This window comes from Streptomyces sp. NPDC048248 (assembly GCF_043201875.1).
Taxonomy (GTDB): domain Bacteria; phylum Actinomycetota; class Actinomycetes; order Streptomycetales; family Streptomycetaceae; genus Streptomyces.
Genome location: NZ_JBICZL010000043.1, coordinates 1 through 15,009, shown reverse-complemented (window position 1 = coordinate 15,009; position 15,009 = coordinate 1). Strand labels below are relative to the sequence as shown.

The following is a 15,009-nucleotide window of genomic DNA, read 5'->3' as shown; positions in this document are numbered from 1 at the left end:
ATATGGTGCTCAGCGGTCATACCCTCGATGTGCTCCCGTACCTCCGCCCGCCCCGCGGCCAGCAGCCGCGCCGGATCGTCCAGCACGGCACCCGCCCGTTCACCCATCCCACTGATCATGAACTCATCATGACAGCACGGTTTCGAGGCCCATGCCGACCAACCTCTGGAGCACACCAAGAGCTCTCGTGCGTCCCTGCCAACCGTCGGCCTCCTAGCCACCCCAGTTGCGGCCTCCCAGTGGCACCGCGTCTCTGCCGCTCGCCCACGCCACACAGGCCACGCCGCAACGTCTCGCACTCACGGGCCTACCGGCGCACTCGCGGCGTCCACCGTGGACGCCGCGCTAACGACCTCCTCTCGCGGTGTACGGAAGCCGGCCCCGCAGCACCCAGTGATGCTCACCCCGCCGGGGCAGCGCAGGGCGAGCCTTCGAACTCGCGAGCGGATCAGCGCTGCTGTTGCCCTCGCGTAACCAACGCGAGGCAGGCCCCCTGCGCCCCCGGCTGAGGTCCCCCTCTGCCCCGGCGAACAGAGCCCTAGGCGGGGCCATTTAGCCGGGAGAGCGGCCCGAGGCACACGTGTGGAATGGTCCGAGCATGTGGGCGGTCGCCGACAGGGCACACGGCAGCAACAAGTTCGATCGACACCCAACGCACTTGGTTGGCGTCCGGCGGCTGGCGGTCGGAGAACCACAAACGGGTGGTGCGGACACCCCGGCTGAGGGTGCCCGATCCGGCGATGCTGGCTAGTGGCCTACCGGGGTCAGGCACAGCGTGGTGTAGTGCGTGCCGCCCCGCTCGGTGTACTCGTCGAACTCGGGTGGGCATTTGCCGTACTGGGTGGCGCTGAACCGGACCTTGTAGTCGGCTTTGGCGTCGCTGCAGGCGATGGTGAACATGACGGGCTTGGCGTGTGTGCCACGGTTTTCCAGGCAGTCCCCGGAGACCGCGTAACGGGCCACCTTCGCGTCGGGCTTACCGTCGTCGGTCACCACGCTCAATATCCACAGGCCGGCGAACACCACCGTCACGATGCCCAGCGCGATGAGCGGCCGGAGCCACGGGCGGCGTGCAGGCCCGGTAGGCGTGAACATGAGAACGCCTGACTGCTGGGCCGGCGGAGCCACGAATGCCGGCTGCTGGCCATAGGGGTATGGGCCAGGGGCAGGCGCCCCGTATGAAGGCGGGCCACCGTAGCCTACGGGTGCGGGTGGTCCGTACGGGGCCGGGCCGGGCTGCTGGCCATAGGGTGTCGGCCCCTGAGGTGGCGGCGAGTACACGGACATACGGATCCCCCGTTGTGATGCGGTTGGCCCGGTGGTGCCAGACCAGCTTGATCACCAGGTTATGAGGCCCCGGCTCTCTGTCGCGCACTGGGCCGCCATCTGGCCAGAGCGGCCTTGGCTCGTCTCCTGGAACTGCCCTACAGCCGGAGACACCAACCGGCGTGGGTTCGGGGCCGGGCGGACCGCTCCGCCCGATGACATGAACCACTCCGCAAATGTGGGATACGCATCAGCGCGGAGATCGCAGCGGCCCACGGTCTGACCGGCTGAAGCGTGTACGCCCCACGGCCCCTGCCGAGCTGCGGCCCCTGCTCGCCGTGTGTCCCTTCAGTGGGCCACTGCGACCCTCGGGAAGCGGCACCGAGCGCGGCTACGATCGGCACACCCGAGTGAATCGCTGGACCGAATCATAGGAGCACGCACATGGCTGATCACGGCGACGACTTCGACTGGTGGCTGGAAGAAGGCCACACCGAAGCCGTCCAACGGACTGAGGAAGACTGGGACGTGATCGCTCGACATGTGCGCCATGCGGCGAACAAGATCGGCCCCACCCTGCCGCTCTGCCTGCCCGGCGAACCGCAGGAATGCGGGCGTGGCGCTCAGCAGCACGTGCTGGCCTGGTCGGCGGCGGTCAAGGCTGCTGCTCAACACCTCATCGAGCAAGCCGCGCCCTCTCCCGCGCGAGCGGCACATGCCGCGGGGCCGCTGTACCAAAAGCGACTGGAGGAGCTGCGTGAACAGGACACCTGTGCTGCTGACTCCTTTATCGGGGACTCGTATCTGACGGCATGACAACAGGTCGCGCGGGGCCTCTCGTGGTGCACAACAGAGCCTCGCCCGGCGGTGACTTGTAGCCGGCCGGGACTCTGCTGCGCTGTGGGTGCCCTAGCACAGCGGGTGCAGGGAGCGACCCGTCTGTACGGGTCAGGCACCAAGGCGGCACCGTTGTTTTCTCGGCCGGCACCAGCTGACGACGTCCGGCCACCCGGCCACTGCCGTCGCCGGCCAGCTACTGTGACACGGACGGCTGCGTCGTCCCGGACGGGCTCGGACTACCACCGGCACCGAAGGCGGCAGGCCAGCCTCGACGACAAAAGAGAGCAACCCTCCGCGAAGGGGTTCACGCCTCCGGCCCGGCTACCGGGCACTACTGCCGATACCAGCGCCCGAACACCGCACATCCGGCCCACCCCGGGCCCGGCGCACGCGCACGAACAGGAGACAATCACGACCAACATCGCCAATGGACCGCTCCAGACCCTGATGAGCCTGCTCAACCCGACACCAGCAGCCGCTGAAGAACCAGACCCCGCACAAGCAACAGCAACAGGCCCAGGCATTCGAGGACAAAGCGTTGGGCGACAGCGGCCGGGGCGCGAATAACGCAAACGTCACTGACCTGGCGAGCACCGCCGGCAAGGACGAGCTGACGGACCAAGCCAACCATTTCATCGAGATGGGCAAGGCACACGACCGGATGAAGAACGCCTAGCCGTAGAGCACCAGACCACGCCGGCCCACACGCCCAGCCCGGCATGCACGCCGGGCCACTCACTGAGACAGACGCAAGCCGGGCGTAGCAGAGCCCCTGTGGATACGGGCGGCGGCCAGCGCCTCCCGCTCTCGTGAGCCCACCCCTTGCTCGGCCGCCGCACACACCCCCACGCCGGGCACCGACCCGCCCCAGCCGCGCAGCGAGAGGCCCGCGCAGCGCCCGCCCTTCCCTCCCGCGCCGACTCCACGAACCACCCCACTCATCACAGGCCCAGGAGGTAGCGCACACAGGGAAGTCAGGGTCCTGCGGGGCGCTTACCACGGCCGTTGACCAGGCACTTCGGGTCGACGTAACCGAGGTGACGCAAGCCCCCTACAACCTCCGATACAACGTCCCATGCAACGTCGATGCAAGCCCTTACCAAGCGGCTAACCAGGCGTACCGCGAGCATGTCCGCGGCATGTCCAGGGGCGGCGTGCACCTGGGCGACAGCTTCGGGGCACACCTCCAGCTCCTCGTACTCGACAAGGGCGCGGTCGATGCTCACGACGCTGGGCCCGTCCCCTGCGTTTGCCAGTGGGATCAACAGGTCACTCGGGCCGGATCTGCTCAACCGACTCGCCGTTCGCCCAGCGGGTGAGCTCAGCTGGTTCTGTCGAGTTTGTAGTCGTAGTAGTCGGTCGGTCCGGTCAGGGCGGCTTGGAAGTAGAGGGGTTGGCCGTCTGTGTCGAGAGGTACCTCGTGTCCGGCTGTACGGGTGAAGCCGAGCGAGAGGCGGGGCACGACCCAGTAGCTGGGCTCATCGTGCAGGACGGTGAAGCCCATGTCTTCGATCTGCCCGATCAGCTGGAGGGCCGGGGTGCGGAAGACGTCGATGCCACGGAAGCGGACCGTGATCTCCTCGGGGCCGGGGCGGGGGATCCACAGTTCGGCGTACTCAAGGGTTTTGGCGTCTTCCATGACGAAGTTGATCTCGAACTGGGGGTGCAGAGTGAGGATCCGCATGGGGTGGAAGAAGTCCGGGGCGTCCTCGTCCCGGACTTTGATCTCGCCTAGTTCCGCGGCTGCCGCCTTGACGGCTTCGGCAGGCATGCCCAGGGGGAAGCCTGTGATGCCGTTCGGCGGGTCCAGTTCGATTTCCATGGTCGTCATTGTAGGAGGCAGGTCCTGATCTTCCAGCCGTTGTCTGCCAGGTACTTCTGGAACTTACGGTTGTGCGGCAGGGAGTCGACCATCTCTTTGATGGCTGCGTCGTACTTGGTGCCGTGCTTCCTTCGGATCTCGTCGATGTCCTTCTTCATTGCCTCATCGAACTTGCCCTGCCTGATGAGGGCTTCTTGATCCCTTCGCCACTTGTCGTTGATCTTGCCGGATCCGGTGCTGATGAAGTCGCGGTGGTCGTCGTACTCCATGCGGATGGCGGGCCCGGTGGACTCCTTGAGGTCGGTGGGGAGGCCGAGGTTGAGGTAGCAATCCTTGGCCGGGAGATGGTTGATCTCGTAGCGGGTGTTGTCGCTTCCGTCGGTCCAGTTGGCGGGCTGAAGCTTGCCGTACCAGCCACCCATACCCGAGGGCTGTTTTGCCAGACCGAGGGGGTCGACCCAGTACAGGGGGTTGGGAACGTATGCGTGCGGGTTGGGGCCGGCCTGCACGCCGAGAGGGTCGGAGCTCAGGTAGCGCCCGGTGGCCGGGTCGTAGTAGCGGTATAGGTTGTACTCGAGGCCCGTCTCGTCGTCGTGGTACTGCCCGGGCCTGCCCAGGGGGCACGCCCGCCGGGCACCGCGCAACGCTCCCCAAAGGTCTTCCTCAGCCGCCCACACGACGCGCCCGTCCGTGGTGACCAGTTCGCTGGGGGTGTCAGCGAGGTCGGTGACGATGGCGAAGAAGCGCTCATCGACGTCTCCGTGGGCGTTGTTCGCATCGGTAGCCCATGCGCGCTCGGTTTGCGAAAGGGGCCTCCACGAGCCAGGTTCCCAGTCCCAGGTGACCGTGCGTCGGCTTCCGTCGTCGTCTGTGCTGAACTGTTCGATCAGCTTTGCGCCTTCCCAGGTGAAGACGACGGTCTCGGCGGCGATGGTCTGGCCGTCGCGCTGTGCGAGACGGCGTTTGGCTATGCGACGGCCCAGCGGGTCGTAGTCGTAGACCCATGAGCCGCGACTGGGGGTGTCGACCCTGACCAGCCGGTCTTCTGGGCCCCACCAGTAGCGCCACTCCCGGCGTTTCCCGGAAAGGGTGCGTACCAACATGCGCACCAGGCGACCCTGGTCGTCGTAGTCGTAGGAGGTGCGTCCCGCGGTGCGCAGCAGCGATCCGGTGTAGGCGCGTTCGCCGGCGGTCGTGGCGTCGGGTTCGCGGCTGTCGTGGGCCTGTGTGATGTTGCCGAGAGCATCGTAGGCGTAGGTCTCGGTCCAGTTGTCGGCCGTGACGCGGGTTATGCGGCCGGCGGGTGTTAGCTCGAATTCGCGGCGGCCGCGGCGGCGGTCAGTGACGGTGCTGGGCAGGCCGTCGGTGCGATAGGTGTAGGTGCGCTCTTGGATGCCGGTGTAGGCCTGGTCGGCGGATTTCGTGGTGTGGTCGAAGGCCCAGAGGGACTGGGCGCTCAGGCGGTGGCAGGCGTCCCAGGTCTGGGTGAGGGCTGCGCCGTTGCCGAGGAAGCGGGTGGTTTCCTGCCCGGCGGGGTCGTATGCGAAGGCCAGGGAGCCGAGGGTGCCGGCGAGGTTGGTGGGCTGGTTGTTGGCGTCGTAGGACCAGTTCGAGGTGATGCCTGTGGGGGTAGTGCGGCTGGTGCGGCGGCCGAGCTCGTCGTAGGTGTAGGTGGTGGAGCGTCCGTTGATGGTTTCGGTGAGGACGCGGCCAAGCTTGTCGTATTCGTAGTGAAGGGCGATGCCGTGGCTTGCGATCTGCTTGAGCAGTCCGCGGCTGTCGTAACTGAGGTTGGTTGCCGAGCCGTCGGGGTTGCGGCGCTCGACGAGCTGGCCGAGGACGTCGTACGCGAAGGTGGTGGTGCGGCCGGCTATGTCGGTGGTTTCCAGGAGCTGGTCGGCGCCGTCGAGGCGGTAGGTGAGACTGTTGCCGTTGAAATCTGATTCGCCGACGAGGTGTCCAGCTTCGTCATAGCGGTAGTTCCAGGTGGCGCCGTTGGTAATGACCGAGAGGAGCCGTTGCTCGGTGTCGTAGGTGAAGTGCTGTTCCTCGCCGTCGGGAAGGGTGCGCCCCGTCAGCCGGCCGAAGGGGCCTATGGTGAAGCGGGTGAGCGCTCCAGCTTGGTCGCGCTGCTCGGTGACGTTGCCTTCGGGGTCGTAGGTCCAGGTCTCGGTGGTGCCGTCGGGGTGGCTGCGTTCGGTGATCTCACCTTCGGGGCGTCGTGTGAGGCGGGTGGTGGCTCCGAGCGGATCGGTGAAGGCGATGGTGCGGCCGAAGGCGTCGTAGGTGAGACGGGCGGTGTTGCCCAGGGCATCGGTGACTGCAGTGATCAGACCTGCGGGGTTGGTTTCGAGGTGCCGAATCTGGCCGAGAGCGTCGGTGACCGTTGTCAGGCGGCCCTGCGAGTCGTACCGGCGGTGCGTGCGGGCGCCGGTGGCGTCGGTGGTGGTGAGCAGGTTGCCGTTGCGGTCGTAGGTGAACTCGGCGACCTGCTCGCCGTCCTGGCGGATGGCTGAGACCTGGCGCTGTTCGGTGTAGTCGAGTTCGATGGTGCCGCCGGCTGGGTCGGTGATGCGGACCGGATCACCGTGCTGGTTGAGGTCGAAGCCGGTGGTGCGGTTGATCTCGTCGGTACGGGAGACAATGCGGCCCAGGGCGTCGTATCCGGTGTAGGTGGTGTTGCCGAGTGGGTCGACGGTAGTGGTGACGCGGTGCTGGTCGTCGTAGTGGTATTCGGTGGGATTGCCGAGGCTGTCGGTGACGGTGGTTATTCGGCGGGCGGGTTCGTAGCGGAACTGGGCGGAGAGTTCCCCGTTCTCCCCTATGCCGCGGACGACCCGGCCGTTTTCGTCGTAGACGTAGGTGTAGGTCTGGCCGTTGCGGTCGGTCCAGGCGGTGATGCGATCCGCATCGTCGTATTCGTACTCGTAGGGCAGGCCGGAGGAGTTGACTATCCCGGCCAGGCGGCCATCGGGGTAGTACTCGTAGCCGACGACTGTGGTGCCGGGGCCGCCTCCTGTGCTGTTGAGGAGCCGCAGCCCCTCGATGCGCAAGCCGGCCGACGTGGGGATGGCGTCGACAGCGATCCGGTAGCCGCCGCTGTGACGTACCTCCGTCGGTGTGCCCGTCTCATCGCGGACGAAGGTGATGCTGTGGTTGTTGCGGTCGGTGATTTCGGTGATCGCGCGGGTGGTGCGCTCCAGGCCGGCAGCTGTTCCTGAGACGGCGAAGTGACGGGTCCAGCCGTGGTCGGGGTCCTCGATGCGGATGGTGTCGGTGTGTCGGTCCCAGGTGAGCGGCCAGCGTGCACCTGTCTCGGGGTGGACTTGTTCGCTGGTGTGGGTGGGCAGCGGGTAGTGCAGGATCTGCGCGTCGTCGCCGGCGTAGTGGATGCCCTTGGTGTCGATCTCGATGCGCTGGTCGATGGTCGAGGACCAGCCAGGGCCGTGCAGGTTGCCTGCGGTGTAGCCGGATGCGTAGGCGCGGCGTAGGACCAGGGGCAACAGGCCGGGGAGCTCCAAGTCTCGGGCATTAGTGATCATCTGGCCGGAGACCACATCGACCGGGTCGCCGGCGGTGTGGCAGCCGATGTTGCCGTCCGAGGGCTGGCCACTCCTACTCGAACCTGCGAGGGAGGGGGCCCCCTTGCCCGGCTGTCCGGTGCCCTTGCCCGCGGAGTTGAGTGAGGTGTGCGGAGCCTTCGGGTCGGGCTTGGCTCCCTTGCCCAGGCCGGCGAAGTGATCGGAGAGCGCGCGATCGTTGTCGTGATGGTTCTTGGCCATCTGCTTGATGCCGCGGGCCATGTTGTCGTCGAGGTGTTTGGCGGTCTTCTTCACCCCGTCTTCGATGCCGTCGATGACCTTGTCCAGCATGGCGTTCGCCGCGTCTGCGATGGCGTCCTTGCCACGGGTGCGGCCGTGGTGGCTCCTGGCTCGGCCGATCTTGCCGCCGGCCTTGTTGCGGAAGGTTCCGCCCGCACTCTGCAGACCCGTCACGACCCTGTCGTGTTCCTCAGGATCGTGACTGAACCCGCTGCCGCCTCCGGATCCTCCGCTGCCGCCCGACCCACCACGTCCGCCGGCGCTGAGGAGTTCCACGGGGTTGTCAGCGGCTGATTTCGCGGACTCCTTGGCGCCCTGGACACCCTGGTTGAAGCCTTCCTTACCGGCTTTGGCCGTCTGTCCCAGGTCCACGCCGTCCTGGACGCCGAGGGCATTGGCGCCCAGCTGGACGACCAGGTCTCCGACCATCGAGCCGAGCGCTTCCTCAACGGGGGTGAGGGCCATGCTGATGACCTGCTCGGCGACCTGCTGGCAGACCTCCTTGAACAGCCGCTTGACGATGACGCGGGTGGCCTGAGTGGCGGCCAGCGCACCGAGCTCGGACAGCCCGAAGGTGAACGGAGCCGCAGCCTGCGCGGCGATCACCTCGGCCGCCAGAATGCCGAGTTGGACGATCGCGCCGAGCTTGGCGCCCTCGATGAGGACGGCGACGCCGTCCAGGGCGGTGGCCGCCATGCGGCCGCACTCCCCCAGGTTCTTCAGGTGCGTGCCGTTGATCTTGCTCCAGTGGGCATTGAGTGCCTCGACGGCCACCGAGCCGCCTGCGGAGGAGACGAGTCCCTGGATCGCGGTGTGCGCTTGGTTCGCGCCGTCGTCGATGTCGTCGGCGAACTCCCGCATGGCGTCGGCCATCTGGCGGTAGTCGTCCTCGTCCACGTTGGGCCAGGAGACCCCGATGATGTCGAGTACCTCGTCCGCCCACCCAGGCAGCACAACACCCATGCGAAAACAGCCCCCGTAACTATTAGTCAGATGATCACACGCTCTCACCTAGGCGGATGGTTCCTCAAGGCGGAATTAGGTCGCCCACGCCTCGCTCCCCAGGCTGCTGTCTTCTGCCGGCTCCTGTAGGGGCTCCGGCGGCGGACCCCGCCGGCGGAGCTGGTGCGGAGTGCCGATGCCGCGTTACCCCTGAGCCAAAGGACGGACCCACTGGGCGGTGCGCCGGTGGAGAGCGCGAGCGTGACCACCTGGAGCGTCAGGCATTGGGCAGAGGTGACATGGACGATCGACTACCGGCGTCGGTGGACGGCGTGGTCGACGGCGACAAGACGCGCCTGCCACTGCTGACATTGCGAGAGGCTCAAGCAGCGGTGGAACTTCTCCGGCAGTTGGCCACGCACGAGGGAGACGGGGCCTTCGCGGCTCGGCATCTGGCCGGGAACCTGGCACGCAGACTGCCGACCGACAGCTGAACAGCCCCGCTGAGCCTCAACCGAACAGCGACCCGGCCGGAGCCAGTACCGTCCGGGTGCAAGGAGACCTCACCTCGGCGGTCAGCCGCCCTTCTGCGGAGTTACCGTCGACGCGAATTGCATAGCCGGCCACCTCACGCGGTGCACTGGACAGCGCTGTCGCGTGACAGGTGAGCGCCGAGGAGCTGTGCCCCGCGGCCGCGGTTGCCTCGGTTGGCCCGTCCGCCTGCAGGGACCAGCCGCTGGCCGTCAAGTGGGTGTGCACTCGGTCGAGCGCCGCAGGCAGGGCCGCGGGGTGGACCTCGTCGATCTGCCATTGATGCCGGGCTGCACAGACCGACCTGAGCCCCTTCGCGTAGCAGTCTTGGCAGGTGATCTGGGCCAGGTGGTTTCCCTGGTCCATTCGCCCGTGGAGTGCGAGAGCGTCGAGAAGGCGGCTGGAGTGCCAGTACAGAGCCTGCGCCAGCTCAGGCTCGGGTGGGGGCGGCGCTGGCTGCGTCACCGGGCGATCGGTTGCGTCGTGTTCGCCGGGCGGTGTCTCGGGCTGTTTCCCGGCGACCTCGATCGTGTTGACGATGTTGAAGAACAGCTCGGAGTAAAGGTTCCAGTCGTCCAAGCAGGCGGTGCTGAGGTCGAACAGCCCGATCTCGCCGCGGTCGGGCAGCGGAAAGAAGACGGAGATCTTTCCAGTGGTCAGCGATTCAGGCTGACGAGAGTCGGTGATCTCGCCGGGCAGTTCCCGAACCTCCGGAGCGAGCCGGACGGCCGCGTCGCCGGCGGCCAGCGTAATCACTTCGACTTCGCTGTGTGGGGATTCCGCGGCGAGCTCCTCAGCCAGACCCTTGGCCGTCAGCCTTTTGGCCTGCGGCACATCGTCGACGAGTGTCGCAGTGATTGTCGCGGTGCTGCGTTGTCCCTCGATGTCCAGCAGACAGAGCCCGGCGTAGCTCACCCCTGCCTCTACCATCTCGGCGACGAGGGGGATGCTGGTCACCACGAAGTTGAACCAGAGGTCGTCGTTCCCCTGCGGATACACCTCCACCGCAAGGTCAGCGAGGTCTTCCGCGAGGGCCTCGGGGTCGTCTGTCAGGGGGTATTCGAAGAAGGCGGGAGGGACGCGAAAGGTGAGGGGCGGGCCATCGTCCGCTGCGAGGGCCACATCGCTGACCACGTCATTCATGCGTCTATGCACCCGCCGCCGTCAGGAATGCCTTGCCGAGTGGTTTGTCGGCGGGCCAGTTCGCCTCGAGACGATGCTCAAGACCGAAGCCCTTGACGCCCATCTGTGTGCCCCGGGCACCCCAGTGCGCTACATCGAGCGCTTCGGCGCCTTCCTTTTGAAACAACGACGCGGCCTTCTTGATGCCCGTGTGCATCAAGCCGTCCGCCATGCCCCGGGCCATGTGCTCCGACTTCGCCATGCCGGCGCCCGCAGCGACGACCTTCTCGCCCTTCGCTACGGCCCCGGCGGCCTTCGCGGCAGACCCTGCGGCCTTGAGGCCCTTGACTGCGCCTACTCCTGGGACCACTCCCAAGCCTGCGCCGACCCAGTCCATGACACCGACTTTCCCGCCGCGCGATGCCTTCACGCCGTATCCGGCCAGAGCCAGCGCGCTGGCCCCGATGGCCAGGCCGCCCAGGATCGCCCCGACCGGTGGGATAGCCATGGTTGCGAGGGAGAGAATGGACAGCACCGCGCTGATGTTGGACAGCAGATCAGCGTGATCCGCCAGCCAGTCCTTGAAGCCCCGCCACTGTGCCCTGAGGCCGTCAAGCGCGTAGTCCCACCAGTGAAGGTCCGGCGGGTGATTCTCGGAAGCCTTGAGGATCGCGCGTTCGGCGACGCCCGCCTCGTTGTCCCACCGCGAGCGCAGCTCTTCGGCCTTCTTGATGATGTCGTCGAGCTGGCTCTGAGCGTTCTCCGCGGCCTCGTAAGCGTCGCCAAGAGCCTTGTCGCTCAAGACGTCCTTGTCCGACGAGTCCACGACCGCGCCCATTTGGTCCTCGGCCCTGTCGCGCAGTGCGTTGTAGTGCTTGCGCGAGTGCTCAGCGCGGCTGCGCGCCTCGACGGCGTCCGCTTCCAGACCCTTTGCGCGGCTCTGCAGGGAACCAAGCTGGCTCTCCCATGAATGCAGCGCCCTGGCACAGTCACGCATCGACTCCGAGCCCTGCTGAAGGTACCTGGGCAGCTTGTCCAGCTTGGCCTTGAACTTCTCCGCAGCCTCGCCATCCCACACGCCGTCAGCCTTGCCGACGCCCTTGAGCAAATCGTGCAACTCGTCGAGCTCGTCGCCCACCGACTTCACGTCGAAGGCAAGGGACTTGACGGTGTGAAGGTCCCCCTTGGCCGGATTGAACGTGAGGCCCGGCCAGGCATCATCGTCCGCGATGAAAATGCTCTTCCAGGACACGGTCCGCCCCCCCTTGTCGTACTAGGCCTGTTGCCTACTTTCGGCTGAAGCCCTTAGCGATTCCGTCGTCTGTGGCCGTATATGCCTCAAGCGTCAGGGCCAGTTGCTCATGGATATTCTTGGAGGATTTGGCAATGCGCGTGATCCCGTCTTCCCATTGCGACTGAAACTCGTCACAGGAGTCGTCGAGTCCATCGGTACCCAATCCCTTCGGACCGACGTTCTTGAGTCTCTTGCTCGCGTCACGCATGCGGTCATCGCATTCACCCAACTTGCGCAGCAAGTCCTTCATGCGGTCGACGTCTATGCGGAAGTCCTGGCCCGCCACTAGCCGTACCTCGTCCTTTGTTTGGCTCGCGTCCTTGAGGACCATATCAGCTTGATCAACTTTGCCAGGCCGCACGTCTAACGGCTCCCCACAAAGGGACACAATAGGCGTTCAACCCCAACTGGGGCGATGCGCATCATTGGCAAGATGTCATTTCTTGCCAGCCATGTGCGGCACTCTGCTCGGTGGGCATTCCTCAAATACTGCGTAACCCATGCGCCTTCAGCGTGCGCGACGACTGAAGAGGGCCCCGATAGACGCGCATGAACTCGGCACGAGCGCCCGGCACTTCGGCGCAGCGGCGGGCGACCGCATTCCGGCGCGAGGGTCTCCGCTCGGAAGCTACCGGGCCGACCAGCACCTGACTCCAGTGAGGTGCGCCTCAGACACACGCGCCCCCACGAGGCATCCACTCGCTACCCGCAGTACAGCGCGGCCTGTGCGTAGATGAGGTTCGCGTCCAGCAGCTCTGTGTCTCCACGGTAGCGGCCGGACTTGAAGCCGAGGGCGGCCTTTCTCGATCCACCTGTACCCCGACCGCGCCAGCTGGCGCGGTCGGGCTTACCCCACAGGAAGCTGCTTGGACGCCCGCCGTCGTGGAAGAACCCCAACAATCCAAAAAATACCCAAAACGGCGAGAGTGCCCAATACATTACCCAGCCGCGAACATTTCCCTTATAGGCGACCACGCTGCCCTGCTTACCGGAGTCGTCTATGCGCCACGCCTGGCGCATTCCGTGCGGGGAACGTTCGTGGGTGATCTGGCCGACAGAACGGCCGTGCGTATCATGCACCGCATAGCAGATCTGCTGGCGAGCGCTGACAGGTTGGGGGACGACGGTACACAGGGTGTGCGACGGCTCTGCCGCGGTAGTAATGGTGAAGGCCGGCTGCTCCTGGAAACTGGCCATGTCACGATGAACGCGAGCCAGCACCGGGCCAGATGCCCCCTTCCCTTTGCCTACCGGGTACAGGATCCCCCATGCTTCACACCCCGGCAGTGCCGCGAACTCCCGTGCCACCGGGTGCCGTGAGATTTCGAACGTGATCTCGGTCATTTCTTATTGGCTCCATCACTCCGGCTTTGACTCGCGCCTCTCGACGAGCACAGCCATCCTCGCGCACTTCGACGTCAAGTCACATTCCCTCGTGAGGCGTAGGGCGAAATGAGGAGCCGCATCCGAAATGCCCAGCGCGATGCCCGACCCTTGCGGCTCTCCAGGCGTAGTCGGGTCGCCTCCATGATGGTGCTGGGTGCTGCATCGTCCTGGTAGCCAACGGCTGTCGACCGCCACCTGCTACCAGGGACTGGTGCGACCCACCCACAGCTGACGCACGGTCTTCCGTTGGCAGTCAGACGGCGGCGCGCACCCAGTGGTTGCGGTGGACCAGCTCAACCCTCAACCCATAGATCACAAGCTCACGTTGGCCCCGCGATGCGCATGCCTCGTTGAGGGGAGGCTCCATCTCAGCCCGCTCAATGCGGTGCCTCACACCATCGCGATAGACCAGCTCAAGCGGTTGTTGAGCCTCCCACACACCTGCACGGTGATGCCCGAAGACCCGAACACCACCATCCGGTGCCACACCCGATACACCTTTGATCAAGAAGCGGGACGCCCCCTGGCCGCGAACGGCAGGCTCTCCGTATGAGTCAAGGACCATCCCCGCACGGTACGGGGAGGCATCTCGCGTACAGGCACGAGGGCACGCATCAGCTTCCTCTTCTCTGTCGCATCCCTGTTCCTCGTCTCCGCCCCAGCTGTGTGATGCGATCGTGAAACCACAGGTCACACATGGAACAGAGGGGCGCAGCTGTGAGGATGTCCCGCACCCCGCGCCTGGGGCTGCCGTCCACACGCGGCCGGACCTTCCTGCCCGATGACGGACACGACTGCAAACGTGGAGCGTGGTCAAGCTCGTGAGGACTCACCGCTCCAATGATCGCTTGCCACAATTCGAATAAGGTCGGAACAAGGGGAATCCATGAATCTGTCATTCGAAGCGCCGTACGACCTGGGGCCGGATCCGGACCTCGGCATGTGGCTGACGGAGTTGGCCGAGTACGCGGACCGGATCGTCCACCTCGGGCCGGACGACGGACGCAACCACGGGCACCTGTGCTGGGACGTCCTGGCGCCAACCGGATTACTCGCACCGCACTGCGGGCACTGCAAGCACGGACATGGCGGCCCACGAAACCCTCAAAAGATGGAGACCGCCCTGCGCTTGCGGATCTCCCCAAACGAGCTGACGCCCTGGATAGCTGCCACCCTCACCCGCGAGCTCGTCCACCCGAGCCCTGACGGCCCGATGCGCCCGGTGGCCGACGCCATCGCCAACGGACTGATCGCCTTGCTCGGTCCCGACGCGGACTGGCGCGCCAACGGCTACGCCGCCTACAGGGAGGGCGCCAACGGCACCAGCGCGGGCTGGGGACCGGTCACCGAAGCCACCTTCGACGCGGCCGTGGTCGGCAAAGGCAATGGCCACGCCGTAGTCGTCGTCGCCACCGGCGAAGACTGAGGCGCTGGGCAGGTGGATTGGAGAAGCTCTTGGGGCTGCCGGGAGGGGCTCCCAGAACGTGAAGGTCGCCGGCGGCTCAGGCCGACGGAGCCGACGGTGATGTCGGCTGACCGGTGACCTTCTTCACCCAACCCGCCAGGTTGAGCGGAACTGTCGAATACGGACTGCCAGAAGCGCCGAGCGAGCAGTGGAAGAATCGACGCCCGCGTCAACGAGCAGGGCCAGGAAAGTCTCCAGTTCCTGGGGACTGTCCGCGATCCGCATCTTGTAGTGGGCGACCTTCCACTGCGAGATGGGCAAGACACTGGGGAAGTTGGGGCCTACGGTCGGCAGGCGCGGGCTACCTCAACGCCGAAACGCGTCCGGCCGGGCCACCCCCACAGGCATCAGTGCGGCGGTTGCTGACACCCCAGAAGATTCGGGGCCGCGGCCAGACGCCTTGATCGCTGATATCGGCCCGCCGCCTGTCGAGCGATCTGAACCCCTTCCCGGAAACCCAGTTTCCCCACCAGGAAAGAGCATTCATGAACGCATGGGCCCCGGCACTGGAGCAGGTTCC

11 protein-coding genes are annotated in these 15,009 nt (G+C 66.0%); 4 read left to right on the top strand and 7 right to left on the bottom strand.

The features are described from left to right. Window positions 1–747: 747 nt before the first annotated feature. Window positions 748–1,095 (bottom strand): hypothetical protein, encoded by a 348-nt coding sequence (locus ACGFZW_RS38695; protein WP_393898033.1) that lies wholly within the window; start codon window positions 1,093–1,095, stop codon window positions 748–750. A 615-nt stretch (window positions 1,096–1,710) separates the two neighbouring features. Here ACGFZW_RS38695 and ACGFZW_RS38690 point away from each other — a divergent pair. Continuing rightward, window positions 1,711–2,082 carry a hypothetical protein gene (locus ACGFZW_RS38690; RefSeq protein WP_393898032.1) on the top strand — a complete coding sequence of 124 codons (372 nt, stop codon included), beginning with the start codon at window positions 1,711–1,713 and terminating at the stop codon, window positions 2,080–2,082. 562 nt (window positions 2,083–2,644) lie between these two features. Continuing rightward, complete coding sequence (locus ACGFZW_RS38685; RefSeq protein WP_393898031.1) at window positions 2,645–2,782, top strand: hypothetical protein; 138 nt, start codon at window positions 2,645–2,647, stop codon at window positions 2,780–2,782. A 645-nt stretch (window positions 2,783–3,427) separates the two neighbouring features. Here ACGFZW_RS38685 and ACGFZW_RS38680 read toward each other — a convergent pair. Together ACGFZW_RS38680 and ACGFZW_RS38675 are read right to left on the bottom strand one after the other, a co-directional pair. After that, complete coding sequence (locus ACGFZW_RS38680; RefSeq protein WP_393898030.1) at window positions 3,428–3,928, bottom strand: hypothetical protein; 501 nt, start codon at window positions 3,926–3,928, stop codon at window positions 3,428–3,430. 5 nt (window positions 3,929–3,933) lie between these two features. Then, window positions 3,934–8,712 (bottom strand): RHS repeat-associated core domain-containing protein, encoded by a 4,779-nt coding sequence (locus ACGFZW_RS38675; RefSeq protein WP_393898029.1) that lies wholly within the window; start codon window positions 8,710–8,712, stop codon window positions 3,934–3,936. A gap of 278 nt (window positions 8,713–8,990) precedes the next feature. Between ACGFZW_RS38675 and ACGFZW_RS38670 the strand changes: the two genes are divergently transcribed. Continuing rightward, on the top strand, window positions 8,991–9,185 hold the full coding sequence (locus ACGFZW_RS38670; RefSeq protein WP_393898028.1) for a hypothetical protein: 195 nt from the start codon (window positions 8,991–8,993) through the stop codon (window positions 9,183–9,185). A gap of 16 nt (window positions 9,186–9,201) precedes the next feature. Here the strand turns inward: ACGFZW_RS38670 and ACGFZW_RS38665 are convergent, their stop codons facing one another. The 4 genes from ACGFZW_RS38665 to ACGFZW_RS38650 all read right to left on the bottom strand — a co-directional run bounded on the left by ACGFZW_RS38665 (window position 9,202) and on the right by ACGFZW_RS38650 (window position 12,982). Further along, window positions 9,202–10,365, bottom strand: coding sequence for a hypothetical protein (locus tag ACGFZW_RS38665; RefSeq protein WP_393898027.1), 1,164 nt, complete (start codon window positions 10,363–10,365; stop codon window positions 9,202–9,204). Window positions 10,366–10,369: 4 nt separating this feature from the next. Further along, entirely contained in the window at window positions 10,370–11,596 is a 1,227-nt protein-coding gene (locus ACGFZW_RS38660) for a putative T7SS-secreted protein (RefSeq protein ID WP_393898026.1), read from the bottom strand. 34 nt (window positions 11,597–11,630) lie between these two features. Then, window positions 11,631–11,969: a hypothetical protein gene (locus ACGFZW_RS38655; protein WP_393898025.1), complete on the bottom strand. Its 339-nt coding sequence runs from the start codon at window positions 11,967–11,969 to the stop codon at window positions 11,631–11,633. Window positions 11,970–12,340: 371 nt separating this feature from the next. After that, complete coding sequence (locus tag ACGFZW_RS38650; RefSeq protein WP_393898024.1) at window positions 12,341–12,982, bottom strand: hypothetical protein; 642 nt, start codon at window positions 12,980–12,982, stop codon at window positions 12,341–12,343. Window positions 12,983–13,910: 928 nt separating this feature from the next. Here ACGFZW_RS38650 and ACGFZW_RS38645 point away from each other — a divergent pair. Then, a complete protein-coding gene (locus ACGFZW_RS38645) occupies window positions 13,911–14,450 on the top strand; it encodes a hypothetical protein (RefSeq protein WP_393898023.1) in 540 nt (179 codons plus the stop codon). Window positions 14,451–15,009 lie beyond the last annotated feature (559 nt).